The organism is Bacillus sp. AFS055030 (genome assembly GCF_002574545.1).
Taxonomy (GTDB): domain Bacteria; phylum Bacillota; class Bacilli; order Bacillales; family Bacillaceae_G; genus Gottfriedia.
Genome location: NZ_NUGT01000032.1, coordinates 1 through 21,107, shown reverse-complemented (window position 1 = coordinate 21,107; position 21,107 = coordinate 1). Strand labels below are relative to the sequence as shown.

The window sequence follows — 21,107 nt, the reverse complement described above, 5'->3', positions numbered from 1 at the left end:
TAAATAGGAGTGTTAAAATGGCTAATATTTCAATAAAGCTTTACGAAACAAAAGATGAGTTAAGAAAAGGCTTTGAAGTATTAAAACAACTTCGTACCCACTTAAACGAAGAATCGTTTTTTAATTTGTATGAAGAAATGCAAAAACAAGGATATCATTTATTTGCGTTAGAAGATCAAGGAGTAACGGTTGCAGTCGCTGGAGTTAGTATAATAACAAATTTCTATAATGGTAAACATGTATTTGTTTATGATTTAGTGACGGATGAGAGTAAACGCTCAAATGGTTACGGTAAGAAATTACTTGATTTTATTTCTGATTTTGGAAAAAGAAATGACTGTCAATTAGTTACACTACAATCCGGTGTCCAAAGAATTAATGCGCATCGTTTTTATGAACATAAAATGGAGTATAAAAAGCTTTCTTATTCTTTTAGTAAAGATATTGAATAATCATAAAAAGCCCTAATTATTTTTAGGGTTTTTTATGATTTAGTTTTGATATTTCAATAGAAAAAGATCTCAAAGACATCTTTTCTTATTCTAAAGTTTTAAAATTTTAATCCCAAAACTTTTAAGTGTAAACTTAGTATCATATGATTCTTTTTTATTTGTAAGAACATTTATGATCGTTTTACCAACTAATAAATCAGGTGTTTTAATGGTAATTTTTTTTGGATTATTACTTAAGATAAAAATAAATGTATCATTATCAAATTTTTTTGAATAGACAATGACGTTTTTATCGTTATTTACTTCGATAAAGTTAAATGAACCGTCATTACCGATTGCCTTATATTTTTTTCGAAGTTTTATTAATGTTCGGATATAGTTAAAGAGTAGACGATTTTGACGTTCTACATCCCAAATCATACATTTACGACAGTCTGGGTCTTGTTTACCCGTCATGCCGATTTCATCTCCATAATAAATACATGGAGCTCCTGGAAATGATAGTTGAAATGTGTATAAAAGCTTTAATTTATCAATGTTTTCGTTACAAACTGTTAAAACACGAGGAGTATCGTGACTTCCAAGTAAGTTAAAAGCTACTTCATTAATATTTTGTGGATACGAATGAAGTACATCACTAATAATATTCGTAAATTTTTCTGCATTAATTTTATCCTTAGCAAAGAAATCTAATGCTCCATTTGTAAAAGGATAATTCATTACCGCATCAAACTGATCGCCAAGAAGCCAGGGCATTGAATCATGCCAAATTTCTCCTAAAATATAAAGTTCAGGATTGATTGATTTAATTTCTTTTCTAAACTCTCTCCAAAATGCGTGATCTACTTCATTTGCAACATCTAATCGCCATCCATCAATCTTAAATTCTTTGGCCCAGTATTTACCAACCTTTAATAAATACGATTTAACTTCAGGATGCTCAGTATTTAATTTTGGCATTGAAGGTACAAAAGCAAATGCATCATAGTTAGGCACGGGATCAGTTACAATCGGGAATTCTATTAAATGGAACCAGTCCTTGTATCTTGATTTATCTTGATTTTTTAAAACGTCCTGAAATGGTTCAAAGAAATAACCACAATGATTAAACACAGCATCCAACATAACTTTTATATTTCTTTTATGACACTCATCTACTAATCTCTTAAACGTTTCTTTTGTACCAAATTGTGGATCAATTTCCATATAATCTATTGTGTCATATTTATGATTTGAGAATGCTTTAAAAATTGGTGTAAAGTAAATTCCACTAATTCCTAATTCGACAAGGTGATCTAAATGATGAATAACTCCTTCAAAATCGCCCCCGAAGAAATTGTTTGAAGAAGGCTCTTCACTTTCCCATGCTAATACACCTTCAGGATTGATTGACGGGTCTTTGTTCGCAAAGCGCTCTGGGAAAATTTGATACCATACCGTTTCCTTTGCCCAGCTTGGTGCTTTAAATACATCTATTTCGTTTAAGAATGGAAAGCAGAAGTAATAAGCTGTATCGTCTGTTGGAATTTCATCATAAAATCCTCTTTCAGTATATGTAATTGTTTCATCTAAACTACTAATCTCAAAACCGTATCGCAGTCTACGAAAAGGAGGTTTTATTTCAATAAACCAATAATCGAATAATTCAGTACTACCACTCTTTTTCATTTCTGTTTTATTTATTACCCAAGCCCCATCTTTCCAATCATATGGATCACCATGTATTAGATTAACAGAAGTAATGTCATTTTTACTTGTACGTAAACGTATATGTAGCGTTTCATTATTGTAAGCGTATGCATAGTTGTTTTTAGGGCGGTGATATATGGCTTGCTTTAACATTATGCTACCTCCATCTCGTAATTTAGACAATCGTTTGCTTAAAAAAAGAGTATAATTAAACGTTTTCAATGTCAATTGTTTTCAAAACCTATTTTTAAAATATTCAGTTTAATAAATGTGGAATGTGTGTTAGAGTCTAAAAGAAAAGTTAATTTATAGGAGATGAAAAATTGATTAGACGCTTTTATAATAACCGCTTTAGTTTAAAAGGTATATATGGATCAAAAGATAATAAACTAATATTTGTTTTTATTCAATGTATCTTAGTAGGCTCACTAATTGCATTTCCACTAGTTTTCCAAATTGTACAAACAGATTCGGAGAGATTAAGTGAAAGAGTATTCGCACCGTTTTACGAAAATAAAGGATGGCAAAATGAAGTTCCGAATTGTACTTTTAATAAAAATTTGACTTGTTCTATTGAAAAAACGAGAATAATAGATAATAAAAACCAACGTCTTGTAATAGATCCTAATGATCAATTTGTCATAAATGATAAAGAGAAGACAACAATAATCTTAGGAAAAACACACATCCATGTGAATGTTTTAGGATTTGATTTATATGGAGGATATAATAGTCAATTAGTTGATGTATTTAATCTACAAAATTATAATCAATTATTTACCGGAGTTGTTTCAAGCGTGAAAATGCAAGCAGTTGCAATGGCAATGCAACTTTTATATCCAATTACGATTATTACAAATATCATATTTATCGCTATTGTGGCTTTGATGTCTTTGTTATTTAATATTGGAAATTCAAATAAATTGACTTATAAAAAATTTTTTTCGTTTCTAGCTTATTCAGCTACGGTACCAGCAATATTTGCTTTAATCGTTGGAACAATGATCTCAATGGCTTTTGTATATATAATATTTAACTTCGGTTTTATATTATTTAGTTATTACATCTACAGAAAATATAATAGAGTAGCGTAAAGGCTTTAAGTAGGAAGGGAGACTACAACAGGTCTCTCTTTTTTGTTTGAAAAACTAGAGTTCTAAAGAATAGTTAGGAGTGGAGATTTAGTAGGATTACTCTACTGATCTATTGTTTAGATGTAAAACTAGGTAAAAAGCTAGATATGAGCATTTGGAATTAAACTTTTTTAAAAAATAGTTTAAATATACAAAATAGTTTGACAATAAAATAGTAGTAGATTATTATAAAGTTGTGAAAACGCTTGCTATATTTTATGAAAAAATCTTGTAAGGGGGAAACCAAAATGAAGCTAAAATCGATGTTTGCTGTATTTGCGACAGTAAGTTTAAGTTTAGGTGCATTAACAGGTTGTGGTACTTCAAAGGAAACTGCAAATACTGCAAAAGAAAAGAAAGACGACCTTCCATGGGACGAACAAGCAAAAGGTTACAAGATGGAAAAGGATGTACTGAATGGTAAAGAACCATTAAAAGTCTGGCTAGATAACGATGATTATGCAAACGGTATCATTCAAGCGTTTAATGCTAAGTATCCAAAAGTAAAAATTGAGTATGAAAAAGTTGGTGCTGTAGATACTCGTGCAAAAATGGAACTTGATGGTGAAGCTGGTTTAGGTGCAGATGTTTTTGTTCAACCTCATGATGGGATCGGTGCATCTTTAGAATCAGCAATTATTGGTCCGATGGGACGATACACTGATCAAATTAAAGATCATTTCTTAGATGCTTCTGTTGGAACAGTGATGAAAGACGATCAAGCATACGGCGTGCCAATTTCGACGGAATCGGTTGCACTATTCTATAACAAAACATTATTAAAACAATTAACAGGTTCAGACACTGCTCCTACAGAGTGGGATCAAATTACTGAATTAGCTAATACATATAATGACAAAAAGAAAAATCAATGGACAATTCGTTGGGAAGCAGGAAATTCTTACACGAGCTATTTCTTCTTATCTTCATATGGTTATGACTTATTTGGTAAGGATGGTAAAGATGCATCTCAAATTGGCTTTGATTCATCAGAAGTAAAAGCGGCTCTTGAGTCTTTAAAAGCTGCACGTCAAATCTGGGATGTAAACTCAGCTGATGCTACAAATGATACAACAACTCTTGAATTTGCTAAAGGAAAAACACCATTCTTAATTACTGGTCCTTGGGCAATTGCTGATGTGCAAAAAGGTGCTGACAAAAATAAATTTGAATTTGGAATTGCTAAACTTCCAAAAATTAATGGTAACCAACCAATAACATTCTCAGGTAACCAAATTGCAAACGTATCTTCTTATTCTAAACATCCAGCGGCTGCGCGTATATTTGCAATGTTCTTAGGTTCTAAAGAAGGCGCTGAAGTTCTTTATAAAACAACTGGGAAATTACCAGCTCTTAAGGAACAATATGCAAGTGAAGTTACTGGTTTAGGCAAAGATGAATTGCTTAAAGGAGTTGCAGCTCAAGCTGCATTCTCAAAACCGATGCCTTCAATTCCTGAAATGGCTAACTGGTGGGATCCTGCTAAAAACATGATTGTTAATGTATGGGATGGCTTAATGTCTCCGGAAGCTGCTCAAAAGAAAGCGGTTGAAGATTACGAAGCTTTACAAGCAGGTAAAAAATAATGCATTAACATGCAGCCTCTCAAACAAAATGAGAGGCTGTATTATCAACTAATTATGCAAGCGATTTCGAAAATTTGCATCATTTGAGATAATGAAAAATTATTATGAAGATTTTAGTGCCGAATTTTGGTGCGAGAGGGGGAGATATAAGCATGGAAGCGGCTAGAGTTCTGGAACATCAGCCTAATTTACCTAATAAAGAATCGAATAAAATGAACCCATCACTATCTGCCATTCTCTCAGTTTTGATTTGGGGATTAGGACAAGTAGTCAATAAACAATATTTAAAAGGTATGTTCTTTTTTACAATTCAAATAATAGTTTTAGCCATTGAAGTTTTAACAGGTCATTACACTAATCTTTCAGAGGGGTATTATTTAAGAGAAAATGGTGGTTTTTTTATTAAAGGGTTATGGGGATTAGTGACGTTAGGTACACAGCCCCGTACGATGGGAATTACAGGATTAACTGAAGGAGATCACTCAATTGTACTACTAATAAATGGAATAATATCGTTCATTTTAATTTCTATTCTTCTAGGAATCTATTATTGGAATATTAAAGATGCTTATAAAGTAAGAAAGATATTTAATGAAACAAATATACTGCAAACTTCTAAAGAATATCTTACGGACTTGTGGGATGGAATGTTTGAATTTATTGTATTAATACCATCGATTATTATGCTAACATTTATATCTTTAATGCCAATTATCTTTGGAATATTAATTGCTTTTACAGATTATAATAAATTTCATTTGCCGCCTACTAAATTAGTAAACTGGGTTGGATTAGAGAATTTTATCAATTTATTTAGCCTACCAATTTGGACTCATACATTTACAGGAGTATTTACTTGGACGTTTGTTTGGGCAATTCTTTCTACTGCTACATGTTTCTTTGGTGGTTTATTCATGGCAGTAGTCATAAATAGTAGTCTAGTAAAAGGTAAGAAATTCTGGCGTACAATCTTTATTTTACCTTGGGCGATTCCAAGCATGATTTCTCTTCTTGTATTCAAAACATTGTTTAACGGTCAATTTGGACCAATCTCACAATTTTTAGTCAATATCGGTTTGACAGATGAGCGAATTAATTGGTTTACAGATTCTAACCATCCTAATTTAGCTCGAATAACAATTATTGTTATTAATTTATGGCTAGGATTTCCATACTTCATGGCATTAATGACAGGGGTAATGACTAGCTTAGATAAAGAAATATATGAAGCTGCTAAAATAGATGGGGCTTCAAAATCTCAGGAATTCTGGAAAATTACGTTCCCCTTAATAATAGCAGCAACAGCACCATTGTTAATTATGTCATTTGCAATGAATTTTAATAACTTCAATGTCATTTATTTTTTAACTGAAGGTGGACCAACAAATCCGAATTATCAATTTGCAGGTTCTACTGATATTCTTATAACATGGATTTACAAATTGACTCTTGATAATCGTATGTATAATATGGCATCTGTTATGTCGATTCTAATATTTTTAGTTATTGGATCAATTTCTGCGTGGAACTTTACTCGTACAAAGCAATTTAAAGAGGAGGAGTAAAATGTCTACTATTACACAATTAAATAGAAAAAGATTAAACTTTGGAAAAGGATTATTAACTACTTTAATTTATCTATTATTAACTTTAGTTGCTCTAGTTGTTTTGTTTCCAATTATTTGGATACTAGGATCATCGTTCGGTGAATCAACTGGACTCGCCAATGCAACACCTTTACCAAAAAATCCAACAATTATCCATTATCAAGAATTATTTGAGAAGACGAAATTTTCTCTATGGTATTGGAATACATTAAAAATTGCTTTAATTAATATGGTTCTTTCAATATTTTTATCAACATCAGCTGCATATGTCTTTTCTCGTTATAAATTTAAAGGAAAAAAATTTGGTATGATTGCAATGCTAGTTCTTCAAATGTTCCCTTCTTTTATGGGGATGATTGCTATTTATATCTTATTTTTAAACTTTGGACTATTAGATAATCACTTAGGACTAGTTTTAGTTTATGCAGCTGGACAAATTCCTTTTAATACGTGGTTAATAAAGGGGTATCTAGGAGCTGTTCCAAAGTCACTTGATGAATCAGCGATGATTGATGGAGCAACTAAAACACAAGTGTTCTTAAAAATTATTTTACCATTATCAAAACCAATTTTAACTTTTGTTGCATTAACCCAATTTATGGTCCCATGGATGGATTTTATTCTGCCACGTTTATTAATTAGCTCAAATGAAAAGAAAACACTTGCCATTGGCCTGTTTGATTTAATTAAAGGACAGACGAATCAGAATTTTACAATGTTCGCAGCAGGTGCAGTGTTAGTAGCAGTACCAATCACAATTCTATATGTAGTACTTCAAAAATATGTCATCCAAGGCGTCACTGCTGGAGCGAATAAAGGTTAATACAAAAAGAGTGGGGTCTTGCATCTCACTCTTTTTTTTCAAAAGAGATAATCAAAACAATTAATATACTTGTTTCTCTTTATGTTGCATCTTTTTTCTTTTCGGTTGTTCAAATCAAAGTGGGAACATAATATCGATGCAAAAAAGTAATTAAGCTTTACATAAAAGAGTAATTTATTCATGAATAACGCTTCCATTCATCATTCAAGAGTGATCATAAAAGGGTATGGAACAATTATTCTTGAAAATCAAAAATAAAGTAGTTGTAGTTAGACTTTTTTGACTCTGTAAATGGTATCATTAGTGTATCTTACTTAATGATATTTTAATGAAAGTTCGAGCTAGAAATGAGGTTATTAGGATGGGCATTACAATACATGAGGTAGCAAAAGCAGCTGGTGTTGCACCTTCTACTGTTTCTCGAGTAATTTCAGATAGTCCACTTATTAGTGAGCGTACAAAAAGAAAAGTAAAAAGAATTATGGAAGAGTTAGGGTATCACCCAAATATAAACGCAAGAAATTTAGCAAATAAATCATCTCAAACATTAGGTATTGTCATGCCTAGTTCAGCAAGTAAGGCATTTCAAAATCCTTTTTTCCCTGAAGTGATTAGGGGGATTAGTTCTACTGCTCATATTAAAGATTATTCCCTTCTAATTTCAACTGGTGAAACGGAAGATCAAATTCTTGAAGCAGTTAAAAAAATGGTAATGGGTAAACGTGTAGATGGTATTATTTTACTTTATTCACGTGAAAATGATCCAATTATTCAGTATTTATTAGACCAGGAATTTCCGTTTGTACTTGTAGGAAAACCATATCAAAATGTTGAAAGAATTACTTATATTAATAATGACAACTATGGTGCCGCTAGAGAAGTAACAGATATGTTTATTCGAAAAGGTCATACGAAAATCGCGTTTGTTGGTGGAAGTAGAAAATTTCTTGTCACTCAAGATCGATTAAACGGGTATTGTGACGCAATGAAATTAGCGGGCTTACCGCTTTCTAATGAATACATTTTCCATGATGATTTCTTATTCGAAAGCGGAAAAGTATCGATTGATCATTTAATGTCTCTAAAAAATCCACCAACAGCAATTGTAGCTGCAGACGATATTATAGCTCTTGGAATATTGAGTTCGCTTGCAGAACAAGGTATACAAGTACCTGATGAGATTTCAATTATTAGCTTTAATAACTTAGTATTCACAAAACTAGCAACTCCAAGTCTTTCATCAGTAGACGTTAACATTTTTCAACTAGGCAATGAAGCGACTAAATTAGTAATTGAAAAAATCCAATCAAATGACTCACTTTCAAAAAGTGTCGTCGTACCATATCGAATTATCGAAAGACAATCTAGTATGAGTTAAAAAATTCATTTCAAGAGTATGAAAAGGACTGTCTGATAGTCCTTTTTTTCATTCAAATCAGTGTTCATTCACTATGTATGTGATTTTTTATTAATTCAACAACATCTAAAAGATAGTTACTTTCGTGTGAAACAAACTGATTTTTATCTACTGATTTTTGAATTGGAATTTTTTCATCTGTTTCAGTCATTTGAAAACCAACAACTTCTACTGTATCTTTTAATCCATGTGCGAATTGATAAAATTGATTAAAATCAGCTTTGACTATACCTGAAACTTCTTCTTTTTGTAGGTGGAAATCTGTAAAAGGTTTTTCGCTTTTTAGTAAAAAAACATGACTCAATTCACGATCAATAATAGTATCTAAAATGATTGAATTTTTAATGGTGCCAAGTGGGATTACATCTTCCATTTTTACTTCAATTCCAAGTTCTTCTTTTACTTCTCTTAATCCATCTTGAACAGTTTCAGTAGATAATAAATGACCAGCTGCAGTTATATCAAATAAATTCGGATAATCCTTTTTTTGATGACTACGGATTTGAAAATAGATTGAAGCTTGGTTATCTACTATACTTAGTAACCAGCAATGAAATGTTTCGTGCCATAATCCCTTTTTATGTACTTCACTCCGTGGGGATTCTCCTATATGATTACCAGATTCATCAAAAATTTTAAGTAATTCTTCTACCATTTTACTAACCACCTTGTTATTTAATCTATGATCCTTGTACTTCATTAAAAAAAAATTTATCAGTTGAAGTATAACATGTATGACGAATGGCATGTTCATGAGTTAACTATTTTCTGAAAAGTTTACATTCATCCATAATTAGGTTAATTTAGTATTATATATTTGTAAAAGTTTGTCTGGTGTATAATGATTTGTAGACATTTTCACAGATGACTTCATTAAATTAAAATTATTAGGTGAATTGAAATGAGAATAGCTTTTTTTGACTCGGGAATTGGTGGGTTAACTGTCTTAAATGAGGCACTGAAAAAATTACCAAATGAAGATTTTTTATATTTTGCTGATACGCTTCACGTTCCTTATGGTACAAAGTCGAAGGAAGAAGTAAGTGCATTTGTAAAAAAGTCTGTAGAAATGATTATTAAAGAAGATGTGAAAGCACTTGTCATTGCATGTAATACGGCTACTAGTATAGCAGTAAATGAATTGAGAGAAATGTATGATTTTCCGATTATCGGAATGGAACCGGCTGTAAAACCAGCTGTTGAAATGAACAGAACAACTGGTAAGAGAGTATTAGTTTTTGCGACTCCACTTACGTTAAAGCAAAAAAAGTATAATGAGCTTATTTCAAGGGTGGACGATCTAAGTATTGTTGATTCATTGCCTTTACCAGAACTAGTTCATTATTGTGAGGAATTAAATTTTAATGAAAATTTTATGATTGATTATTTTAAAAGTAAACTTTCATTATTTAATATTGAGCAATATGGAACCATTGTTTTAGGGTGTACTCATTATCCATTTTATAAAAATATCCTAAAAAAGATTTTACCTGAAGATGTTCGAATTGTTGATGGAAGTAATGGAACTGTCAAACGATTAATCCAGCTTCTTGGAGAAAATGGCCAATTAAATGAAACTGGTCAAACAAATGTCAAGTTTATGTGTTCAAATAATGACATAGAATATATTGAGAAGACAAAAGAGGCTTTAAGCTACTTGCAGAATGAGAGATAAAAGATAAGCTAGATTTAGTCTTCTATAACGTGAAAAATGGTGCCCGTTAATAGGCACCATTTTTATTATTTCTTCAGTTTTAAAACAAGTTCTTCATCAGGTGTTACATACACTGTATTGTTTTGTTCGTATATGACAAAACCTGGTTTGGAACCATTTGGTTTTTTTACATTGCGAATTTGTGTGTAATCAACTGGCACTGAGCTTGATTGACGTGCTTTACTAAAATATGCAGCAATAATAGCTGCTTCTTTAATCGCAATTTCACTTGGATCCTTAGCACGAATGACAACATGAGAACCCGGGATATCTTTTGTATGAAACCAAAGTTCGTCTCTACTTGCAAGTTTATTTGTTAAATAATCATTTTGTTTATTATTTTTACCGACTAATAATTGTTCACCAGTAGTTGAGATGTATTCATCTAATGTGACTTTTTGTTTGTTTGATTTTTGGGCTTTTTTCGATTTTTTCTTTCTAATATAACCCGTCTCTACTAGTTCTTCTCTAATTTCTTCTAAATCACGTGGTGAAGCAGATTCAATTTGCTGAATAACTGTCTCTAAATAATCATTTTCTTCTGTCGTTAATTTAATTTGTTCTTCGATATGTGCGACTGAATTTTTAAGCTTAGTATATTTGGTGAAATAAGCTTGTGCATTTTCAGAAGGTGTTTTTAATGGCGATAAAGGAATAACCATTTTGGCACCATTTTCGTCATAGTAATTTATGACTTCAATTTCTTTCATACCTTTTTGTATTGCAAACATATTTGCTGTAAGTAATTCGCCTTGTAACTGAATTTTATCTGCTTTATCGGTATCTTCAAGACTTTTAAGTAATTTTTTAATTTTTTTCTTATTTTTTGTCAGTTCATTTTGTAACAGTTTTTCTAAGTCTCCGCTTTGTTGCTTTACTCGGTCACGTTCAGCTTTACCAAAGTAAAAAACATCTAATAGCTCACTTAAGCTGTCGAAAACAGTTTGTTCGGCTTGTAAGTGAGATAAATTAATGAAATAAAACATTTCTCTCGATTCTAAGCGGAAAAGTGAAGGAGTAAACTTTTTTAATTGTATTTCATTCATGATTGTTTTAAACGATTTATACAAATCCTCTTTTCCTTTATAGACAATTTCATTTGCGAGTAATGGAGAGATTCCGGAGAAATGTTGAACAATTGCTTCGGACGGTGATTTGTCACTTTGAGTTATAAGTTGATTAAACTCCTCTTTGGAAGTGACTTTATAAGGATCTTGTTTTTCTTGTTTAGGTGGAGAAATATAAGTAGCTCCAGGTTGTACTATTCGATGTCGATTAACGGCCATCGGTACATGCTTTATGCTATCTAATATTACTTGTCGTTCTTCATCAATTAAGATGATATTACTATGTCTACCCATTAATTCAATGATCAATGTTCGGTATTGTTCATCACCAATTTCATTTCTACTACGTACTTTCATGTTCACGATTCGCTCATGTTCTAATTGTGTAATGCTTTCAATGATGCCACCATTTAGATGTTTTCTTAAAAGCATTGTAAACATAGATGGTTCTGATGGAGTATCATAGTTTTGATTTGTAAAATGGAATCTTGCGTAACTAGGGTGAGCGCTTAATATTAGTTTGTAATTGGCACCATTTGCTCTCACGGTTAGTAGTACCTCATAGTTACTAGGTTGTACAATTTTTGATATTCTTCCAGTTGTTAATTTAGAAGCTACTTCGTTTGTCATAGCTCCTGTAAAAAGTCCGTCAAAAGACATATGTATCACGTCCTACTCTTTAAAAACACTATTTTTATTTTTGATCCTAAAATTTCTAATAACTTCCAGTATTACATTCAATCTTTCCCTTAAATCAACCTATTTTAAAAACTGTTTCATATCCATATATTAAACAATCAAGATCGTTCTAAAAGCGAATTCAATCATACAATATCTTGATTAGTCTTGTCACATTTTCAGTTGCTAAAAGCTAGATTTATTTTCATCATTATATCATTAATTTGGACGAGTCTGAATATGCTTTTATCAAGAGGTAAGGGGGACAACTTACCTAATGTTTAATTAGGGGTGAACGCGGGTATGAATTTTTATCGGATGAGAGCGGAAGAAGTCGTGCAAGTAACGAATACAAATGTATCCTCCGGTTTAACTGATGAGGAGGTAAAGAAAAGGCGAGCAACATTTGGGGCAAATGAATTAAGGGAATCAGAGAAAACTTCCAAACTCGTTTTATTTTTAAATCAGTTTAATGATTTTATGGTATTTGTTCTATTAGGCGCTACGATTATATCAATCTTTTTAAAGGAAGTAGTAGATGCAGTAGCGATTTTGGCAATTGTATTAATTAACGGGATTTTAGGATATTTTCAGGAAGCTAAAGCAGAAAAATCATTAGAAGCTTTGAAAGAATTGGCTGCTCCACAAGTAAATGTTTTGCGCGATGGACAATTTGTTAAGTTACCTTCAAAGGAATTAGTTGTTGGTGATATTATTAAGTTTTCAAGTGGTGATCGGATTGGTGCTGATATTCGCATAATCGAAGCATCAAGTTTATACATAGAAGAATCAGCGCTTACAGGTGAATCAGTTCCGGTTCAAAAAAGATTTGAATCAATTCAGTCTGATGATATTGGTATTGGTGATCAAGATAATATGGGCTTTATGGGAACACTTGTTACGCGTGGAAATGGGAAAGGTGTAGTTGTTTCGACAGGAATGAAAACAGCAATGGGGCAAATTGCAAATTTACTTCAAAATACAGAAACCATTGTTACACCTTTACAAAGACGATTAGAACAATTAGGTAAAATATTGATTATTCTAGCATTGTTTTTAACAGCTTTAGTTGTATTTATCGGTGTTTATCAAGGAAATGAATTATATCATATGTTTTTAGCGGGTGTGTCACTTGCAGTTGCTGCGATTCCAGAAGGTTTGCCAGCGATTGTAACAGTTGCTTTATCACTTGGGGTACAACGAATGATTAAAAAGAAAGCAATCGTTCGAAAGCTACAAGCGGTTGAAACATTAGGATGTGCTTCAGTCATTTGTTCAGACAAAACAGGGACAATGACCGAAAATAAAATGACTGTTACAAATATTTGGTCGGGTGGAGCGAGTTATGAAGTATCTGGAAATGGCTATGCAATTGATGGAGAGTTTACAAATAAAGACAGAACCATTAATCCAACATTAAATAAACAATTATTTCAAACTCTTGTATTCGGATCTATTTGTAGTGATGCACAATTGATTCAAAAGAAAAAAGAAATTGTATTAGATGGTGATCCAACTGAAGGCGCGATTGTTGTGGCAGGGTATAAAGCTGGAATCGATCGTGAATACGTAAATTCGAATTTTACTAGAATACATGAACTTCCTTTTGATAGTACACGGAAAATGATGTCGGTTGTTGTAAAAAATCGATCAGGTGAACAATTTGTGATTACAAAGGGTGCACCAGACGTCTTACTTTCAAAATGTAATACAATTTTATGGCATGAAAGGGAAGAACAATTAAATACGTTTAGACAAAATGCAGTAGAAAATATAATTGAAACTTATGCAAATAATGCACTCCGTACGATTGCGATTGCGTTTAAACCATTAAAATCAAATTCAATCATTGATGAAAGGGATCTCGAAAGTGATTTAACTTTTATTGGCTTACAAGGGATGATTGACCCACCAAGAGCAGAAGTTGCACAAGCTGTTCAAGAATGTAAAGAAGCTGGTATAAAAACGGTTATGATAACTGGGGATCATAAATTAACAGCTTCTAGTATAGCTAGAAAACTAGGAATCTTAAGAGATAATGGTAGAGTAGTAGAAGGGAAAGAATTAGATGCACTATCAATAGAGCAGATTCAAGAATTTGTAGAGGATGCTGCTGTGTTTGCTAGAGTATCGCCTGAACATAAATTAAAAATTGTAAAAGCCCTTCAAGCAAATGGACATATTGTTGCAATGACTGGTGATGGTGTAAATGATGCACCAGCAATTAAAGCGGCGGATATTGGTATTTCAATGGGGATTACTGGTACAGATGTAGCAAAGGAAGCTTCATCTTTAGTATTACTTGACGATAATTTTGCCACTATCAAATCAGCAATTAAAGAAGGTCGCAATATTTATAGTAATATTCGCAAATTTATTCGTTATTTATTAGCTTCAAATGTTGGTGAAATTTTAGTAATGTTGTTTGCGATGTTATTAGCTTTACCGCTACCACTTGTTCCAGTACAAATTTTATGGGTAAATCTAGTGACTGATGGACTACCAGCTATGGCATTAGGTGTTGATTCAGCTGAAGATGATGTCATGAAAAGAAGTCCTCGCTCGGTAACAGAAGGGATTTTTGCAAGAGGTTTAGGATGGAAAATTATTTCAAGAGGGTTCTTAATTGGATTTGTCACACTATTAGCATTCATTATTTCGTACAATCAACATCCAAATCAACTAGAATATGCACAAACAGTAGCATTTTCAACATTAGTATTAGCACAATTAATTCATGTGTTTGATTGTAGAAGTGAGCGATCCATTTTCCATCGAAACGTATTTGGAAATTTATATTTAATTGGAGCAGTTATCGTTTCTATGCTTTTAATGCTAGTAGTTATTTACTACCCACCATTACAACCTATTTTCAAAACGATACCAATCGTGCCAAGAGATTGGTTCTTAATTGGAGGTCTTTCATCTATTCCAACTTTTATGCTTGCAGGAGCATTATTTACTAAGAAAAAATAATTTGCGAACAAAATGGATAACCAATTTAAAATATGTTATAATTCCTTAAGGTAGTAGAGGTATGCTCTATTACCTTTTCTCTTTTACATATTGAATGAAATTTGGGAAATAAAATAGAGAGAAAATTAGTGTATTGGAAGTGGAACAATGGTCGTAAGTATGACAGGGTATGGTAAAGCCATTTTGTCAAATGAACAGTACAAAATACATATTGAAATGAAAGCAGTGAATCATCGATACTTAGAGACAATCGTTCGAATGCCAAGACAATTATTAGCATATGAAGATGCAATTAAGAAAATTGTAGCTAAGTATACTAGTCGAGGCCGAGTTGAGGTTTTTGTTACAATTGAGGGCTTATTACAACGTACATTACAAATAGATGAAGGCTTAATTCAACAATATAAAAAAGCGATTGAAAATCTTTCGGGCGAAGCGGAAAGTAAATCTTTTTATAATCCGATCGATTTATTAAAGCTACCGGAAGTTACTACTGTAAGTGAAGTAGAACAAATCAATGATAATTTTGAAGAATTATTATTAACGACTACTGAAAATGCATGTCAGCAATTTTTTGATGTTAAGTGCAAAGAAGGTGGACAACTTAAAAAAGATTTAATAGAAAGATTATCAGCAATTGAAGAATGTAAAAAACAGATTACTGTTCATTCTCCACTTGTTTTGAAATCTTATCGTGAAAAACTTCAATCAAAATTAGCGGAAGCTGAATTAACAACGGTTGATGAGCAAAGATTATTAACAGAAATTATGCTCTTTGCAGATCGATGTGACATATCTGAAGAATTAGTTCGACTGACTAGTCATTTAGAATTGTTTAATGAAACTTTACAAATAAAAGAATCAATCGGGAGAAAATTAGATTTTATCGTACAAGAAATGAATCGAGAAGTGAATACGATTGGTTCGAAAGCAAACTCATTAGATATTTCTAAACAAGTTGTTGAAATTAAAAATAATCTTGAAAAAATTAGAGAGCAAGTTCAAAATATTGAATAATGTAAAAGATTTGTTTATAGTTGCAAAGGTCCGGTAACAATGTGAATTAGAAGACTAATTAATTTTTTAATTGACTCTGACACACGAAAAAAGTAACGAGCGATTGACCTTTAGTAAATTAAACTGTCTAGAATTAGAAGGGTAGGGTCATAAATGAGGCATGAAAGAGGCTTATTAATCGTACTTTCTGGTCCATCTGGAGTAGGTAAGGGTACGGTGCGTAAAGCTATTTTTGATAATAAGGATTTAGATCTTCAATATAGTATTTCGATGACGACAAGAAAACCTCGTGAAGGTGAAGTACATGGAGTGGATTATTTCTTTACATCAAAAGAAGATTTCAAACAGAAAATAAATGAAGATAAGTTTCTTGAGTGGGCAGAGTTTGTAGGTAATTACTATGGAACGCCAATTGATTATGTTGAAAAAACATTAAGCGAAGGAAAAGACATTTTCCTGGAAATTGAAGTTCAAGGTGCCCTGCAAGTAAAAAAAGCTTTTCCTGAAGGAATCTTTATTTTCTTAGCCCCTCCGAGTATGAGAGAATTACAAAATCGAATTGTAACAAGAGGTACAGAAACTGAAGATGTGATTATGAATCGTATGAATGCAGCAAAAGAAGAAATTGAAATGATGGATGCTTACGATTATGTAGTCGAAAATGATCAAGTTGATTTAGCTTGTGAACGTATTAAAGCAATTATTTTAAGTGAACATTTAAAACGTGAACGAGTTGCAAATTATTATAAAAGAATGATGGAGGCCGAATAAACTATGTTATATCCTTCGATTGACCGTTTATTAACAAAATTAGACTCAAAATATACGCTAGTAACAGTTGCTTCAAAGCGTGCTCGCGAAATGCAAGTAAATAAAGATATTCGTGTTGAAAAACCTGTATCTGATAAATTTGTAGGAAAAGCATTAGAAGAAATTAATGCTGGATTATTATCTTATAGAAAACTTGAAGATGTTAAAGAAGATTAATATTTAACTGTGTGATGAGGCTGTCCCAAAACATTTGCTAATTATCCATATGACTAAAAAGGACAACGTGGTGTTTAACACCTCTCCTAAAAGTTTATGTGGTGATTAGAAATGGGGGCAGTCTTATTTTTGTGATAAAATAACCGAGTAGTTGATCCGCGAAAAGCGCTGTATTCGAAACAAGATTCAGACAACTAAGCTCATTGTTTAGCTTTTTTTTAGAAAAGTCTATAACATTTATTTAAAACATATTTGTGGTATCTTAGACATAGAACATCCAAAAGACCTATTTTTTGACATATTACATAGAAAGAATAAAATTTGAAAGGGTGAAGGTGAGTGGAACAAAAAAAGATTCTCCTATGTGTTACAGGTGGAATTGCAGTTTATAAAGCAGCAGCACTTACAAGTAAATTAGTACAAGCAGGATATGACGTTAAAGTAATGATGAGCCCTTCCGCAACTAAATTTGTGACACCTTTAACGTTTCAAGCTTTATCAAGAAATGATGTTTATATAGATACTTTTGATGAAAAAGATAGTTCTAAAATTGCACATATTGATTTAGGCGACTGGCCTGATTTAATCATCGTTGCTCCAGCAACTGCTAATACGATTGGAAAATTAGCAAATGGTCTTGGGGATGAAATGATTTTGGCAACTTTACTGGCTGCAACAAAACCAGTTTGGGTCGCACCTGCAATGAATGTTAATATGTATAACCATCCGATTGTACAAAAGAATATGAACACATTAAAAGAGATTGGTCATCGATTTATTGAGCCAAATGAAGGATATTTAGCATGTGGCTATGTTGGAAAAGGTAGATTAGCAGAGCCAGAAGAAATCGTTCAATATGTGAATGAATATTTTAAAAGAGATGTTGGTTTATTAAAAGGTAAAAAAATCATTATTTCTGCCGGTCCAACAGTTGAAAAAATTGATCCAGTTCGCTTTGTTTCAAATCATTCAACAGGAAAGATGGGCTATAGTATAGCAGAAGTTGCACTTTCTTTAGGAGCAGAGGTGATTTTAGTTTCTGGACCAACTAACTTAACACCACCTAAAGGCTGTAAATTTATCCAAATCGAATCTGCACAGGAGATGTTTGAAGCGATTTGGTCTTATTATCATGAGGCGGATGTTGTAATAAAAACAGCTGCAGTTGCTGATTACACGCCTTCGATTACTTATGACCAAAAAGTGAAAAAAGCAGATGGTGATCTGTCAATTGCTTTTAAACGTACAAAAGATATTCTATTAACTTTAGGTCAACATAAAACACATCAAATATTAGTAGGGTTTGCTGCAGAAACTGACCAAATAGATGAGTATGCAAAAAGTAAACTTTTAAAGAAAAATGCTGATATGATTGTTGCCAATGATGTAACAAAAAAAGGGGCTGGTTTTGGAACTGATACGAATATAGTTACCATATTTAAGCGTAATGGTGAAGTTAAACCACTTCCTAAAATGAGTAAAAAAGAAGTAGCAGAAGAAATATTACTTGAAGTTCATCACTTATTAAATGAGGTAGAAAGATGACATACGCATCAGTTTTAGTTGATGTATCAGTCAGACAAACAGACCGTCCTTTTGATTATAAAATACCAACTAGATGGCAGGATGCAATACAACCTGGAATGCGAGTAATTGTTCCATTCGGACCAAGGAAAGTTCAAGGATTCGTCTTGTCTATAAAGGAAACAACTAATTTAGAGAAGGTTAAAGAAATCGAAGAAGTTCTTGATGTCATGCCAGTATTAACAGAGGAGCTTCTTCTTTTAGGTTCTTATCTATCTGAAAAAACACTTTGTTTTTTCATTTCTGCATATCAAGCAATGCTTCCGACTGCTATAAAAGCTGTATATAAAAAACATGTTCAAGTTAAATCTGATGAGGCTTTAAATCAATTAGTTCCTGAATTAGCAAATCTATTTTCAGTCGTTAAAAGAAGAGAATGGACTGAAGTTGAAAGTCTAGTTAGTAAAATTTCATTAGTTCAACGAGCAATAAAAGAAGGACTGCTTGAAATTGAATATGAAGTGAAAAATAAAGCCAATAAAAAAACAGAACGTGTAGTTTCTCTATTAAAGGTATTAGACGAAGAATTACCTTTGATCAAATCTCCACAACAAAAAGACATTATTGAATACTTACGTATGAATGGTCAAACAAGTGTGAAGGAGCTAAAAGAATGTCTTGGCATTACGGATTCGCCTATAAAGACATTAGAGAAAAACGAGGTAGTTTCAATTAAAACAATAGAAGTCTATCGTGATCCTTATGAAGGTAAGGAAATCGAACTCTCTAAGCCTTTACCACTAATAGAAGAACAACAATCTGCATTTGAGCAAATTGTTTCATCATTTCAGGAAAGAAAGAATAAGATTCATCTTTTACACGGAGTAACAGGAAGTGGAAAGACTGAAGTTTATTTGCAAACTATTCAAGAAGTCCTATCTGAAGGGAAAGAAGCAATCGTATTAGTACCAGAAATTTCACTTACCCCACAGATTGTAGGGCGTTTTAAAAGTAGATTCGGAAATGATGTCGCAGTTCTACATAGTGGTCTATCGATCGGTGAGAAATATGATGAATGGAGAAAGATTCAAAGAAAAGAAGTTAAGGTAGTAGTAGGTGCCCGTTCTGCAATCTTTGCTCCATTTGAAAATATTGGCATGATCATCATTGATGAAGAACACGAGACGACATATAAACAAGACGAACATCCAAGATATCATGCAAGGGATATTGCAATTTGGAGAGGAGAATATCATCATTGTCCGGTCGTTTTAGGAAGTGCGACTCCAACACTAGAATCATATGCCAGAGCAAATAAAGGGGTTTATGAGCTAAATACAATGTCCAAAAGGGTAAATCAAGGTCCATTACCTGAAGTGGAAATAGTCGATATGAGAGAGCAGTTAAGAATCGGTAATCGTTCGATGTTTTCTACAGCACTACATGAAAAAATAATTGATCGATTAGAGAAGAAGGAACAAATCATCTTATTTTTAAACCGTCGAGGCTATTCTTCGTTTGTAATGTGTAGGGATTGTGGTTACACAATTCAGTGCCCCCATTGTGAGGTTTCATTAACTTATCATAAGAATAACCATCATCTAAAATGTCATTATTGCGGATATGAAACATATATGCCAAAACAATGCCCATCGTGCCAGAGCGAACATATTCGATTTTTTGGAACTGGAACACAAAAGGTAGAGGAAGCTATTACAAAAACGTATCCAGAGGCACGAGTCATTAGAATGGATAATGATACGACTAGTCGTAAAGGTGCCCACGAAAAAATGCTTAAGCAATTTGGGAACGGTGAGGCAGATATTTTACTAGGTACACAGATGATTGCAAAAGGACTGGATTTTCCAAATGTTACATTAGTTGGAGTTTTAGCAGCAGATAGTTCACTACATTTACCAGATTTTAGAGCAAGTGAGCGAACGTTTAGCTTACTGACACAAGTAAGTGGAAGAGCTGGCCGTCATGAAAAGCCAGGTGAAGTAGTTGTACAAACCTATTCACCAGAGCATTATAGTATCGAATTTGCTAAAACACAAAACTATGTTGCGTTTTATGAAGAAGAAATGAAAATAAGACGCTCATTTCGATATCCACCTTTTTATTATTTAGTTTTAATATCAATAGCTCATAATGATTTAATAAAAACAGTAAAAGTAAGCGAACAAATTGCAAGCTATCTAAGAGAATACTTATCAGAAAAATCCATTATACTCGGACCAGTAGCATCACCAATCGCAAAAATAAAAGACCATTTCCGATATCAATGTGTGATAAAATACAAATCTGAACCAGCACTCTATGACGTACTAAACAAAATCCAACAATACTACCAAGACGAAATAGACAAAGGAAAACTACAACTAACAATCGACTTTCAACCAACTATGTTTATGTAACGAAAAGTGGAGGCGACTGG

The 21,107-nt window shown here is 32.5% G+C and carries 16 protein-coding genes; 13 read left to right on the top strand and 3 right to left on the bottom strand.

The window, feature by feature from the left end:
* Positions 1-17: 17 nt before the first annotated feature.
* A complete protein-coding gene (locus CN925_RS13455; protein ID WP_098846736.1) occupies positions 18-452 on the top strand; it encodes a GNAT family N-acetyltransferase in 435 nt (144 codons plus the stop codon).
* 90 nt (positions 453-542) lie between these two features.
* On the opposite strand, the gene CN925_RS13450 is transcribed toward CN925_RS13455, so the two are convergent.
* Positions 543-2,294, bottom strand: a complete 1,752-nt coding sequence (locus CN925_RS13450) for a glycoside hydrolase family 13 protein (RefSeq protein WP_098846735.1) — start codon at positions 2,292-2,294, stop codon at positions 543-545.
* Between the two features lie 170 nt (positions 2,295-2,464).
* On the opposite strand from CN925_RS13450, the gene CN925_RS13445 reads away from it, so the two are divergent.
* The 5 genes from CN925_RS13445 (at position 2,465) to CN925_RS13425 (ending at position 8,668) form a co-directional block, all read left to right on the top strand.
* The gene (locus CN925_RS13445; RefSeq protein ID WP_180232959.1) at positions 2,465-3,235 is read left to right on the top strand and encodes a DUF1189 family protein; all 771 of its coding nucleotides are present in this window, start codon (positions 2,465-2,467) and stop codon (positions 3,233-3,235) included.
* A 287-nt stretch (positions 3,236-3,522) separates the two neighbouring features.
* Positions 3,523-4,860, top strand: coding sequence for a sugar ABC transporter substrate-binding protein (locus CN925_RS13440; protein ID WP_180232958.1), 1,338 nt, complete (start codon positions 3,523-3,525; stop codon positions 4,858-4,860).
* 152 nt (positions 4,861-5,012) lie between these two features.
* Entirely contained in the window at positions 5,013-6,425 is a 1,413-nt protein-coding gene (locus tag CN925_RS13435; RefSeq protein ID WP_286138346.1) for a carbohydrate ABC transporter permease, read from the top strand.
* Between the two features lies 1 nt (position 6,426).
* Positions 6,427-7,290, top strand: a complete 864-nt coding sequence (locus CN925_RS13430; protein WP_098846732.1) for a sugar ABC transporter permease — start codon at positions 6,427-6,429, stop codon at positions 7,288-7,290.
* Positions 7,291-7,651: 361 nt separating this feature from the next.
* Positions 7,652-8,668: a LacI family DNA-binding transcriptional regulator gene (locus tag CN925_RS13425; RefSeq protein WP_098846731.1), complete on the top strand. Its 1,017-nt coding sequence runs from the start codon at positions 7,652-7,654 to the stop codon at positions 8,666-8,668.
* A 64-nt stretch (positions 8,669-8,732) separates the two neighbouring features.
* On the opposite strand, the gene CN925_RS13420 is transcribed toward CN925_RS13425, so the two are convergent.
* Positions 8,733-9,362, bottom strand: coding sequence for an NUDIX hydrolase (locus tag CN925_RS13420; RefSeq protein WP_098846730.1), 630 nt, complete (start codon positions 9,360-9,362; stop codon positions 8,733-8,735).
* A 246-nt stretch (positions 9,363-9,608) separates the two neighbouring features.
* Here CN925_RS13420 and murI point away from each other — a divergent pair, with 246 nt between their 5' ends.
* Positions 9,609-10,382, top strand: coding sequence for a glutamate racemase (gene murI, locus CN925_RS13415; protein ID WP_098846729.1), 774 nt, complete (start codon positions 9,609-9,611; stop codon positions 10,380-10,382).
* A gap of 65 nt (positions 10,383-10,447) precedes the next feature.
* On the opposite strand, the gene CN925_RS13410 is transcribed toward murI, so the two are convergent.
* On the bottom strand, positions 10,448-12,148 hold the full coding sequence (locus CN925_RS13410; protein WP_098846728.1) for an Rqc2 family fibronectin-binding protein: 1,701 nt from the start codon (positions 12,146-12,148) through the stop codon (positions 10,448-10,450).
* Between the two features lie 321 nt (positions 12,149-12,469).
* Here CN925_RS13410 and CN925_RS13405 point away from each other — a divergent pair, with 321 nt between their 5' ends.
* The 6 genes from CN925_RS13405 (at position 12,470) to priA (ending at position 21,087) form a co-directional block, all read left to right on the top strand.
* A complete protein-coding gene (locus tag CN925_RS13405; protein ID WP_098846727.1) occupies positions 12,470-15,142 on the top strand; it encodes a calcium-translocating P-type ATPase, SERCA-type in 2,673 nt (890 codons plus the stop codon).
* A 147-nt stretch (positions 15,143-15,289) separates the two neighbouring features.
* Positions 15,290-16,159, top strand: coding sequence for a YicC/YloC family endoribonuclease (locus CN925_RS13400; RefSeq protein WP_098846726.1), 870 nt, complete (start codon positions 15,290-15,292; stop codon positions 16,157-16,159).
* A gap of 153 nt (positions 16,160-16,312) precedes the next feature.
* Positions 16,313-16,930 (top strand): guanylate kinase, encoded by a 618-nt coding sequence (gmk, locus tag CN925_RS13395; RefSeq protein ID WP_098846725.1) that lies wholly within the window; start codon positions 16,313-16,315, stop codon positions 16,928-16,930.
* Positions 16,931-16,933: 3 nt separating this feature from the next.
* On the top strand, positions 16,934-17,146 hold the full coding sequence (rpoZ, locus tag CN925_RS13390) for a DNA-directed RNA polymerase subunit omega (protein WP_098846724.1): 213 nt from the start codon (positions 16,934-16,936) through the stop codon (positions 17,144-17,146).
* 339 nt (positions 17,147-17,485) lie between these two features.
* Positions 17,486-18,691 carry a bifunctional phosphopantothenoylcysteine decarboxylase/phosphopantothenate--cysteine ligase CoaBC gene (gene coaBC / locus CN925_RS13385; RefSeq protein WP_098846723.1) on the top strand — a complete coding sequence of 402 codons (1,206 nt, stop codon included), beginning with the start codon at positions 17,486-17,488 and terminating at the stop codon, positions 18,689-18,691.
* Complete coding sequence (gene priA, locus CN925_RS13380) at positions 18,688-21,087, top strand: primosomal protein N' (RefSeq protein WP_098846722.1); 2,400 nt, start codon at positions 18,688-18,690, stop codon at positions 21,085-21,087. The genes coaBC and priA overlap by 4 nt, the downstream gene beginning before the upstream one ends.
* Positions 21,088-21,107: the final 20 nt, after the last annotated feature.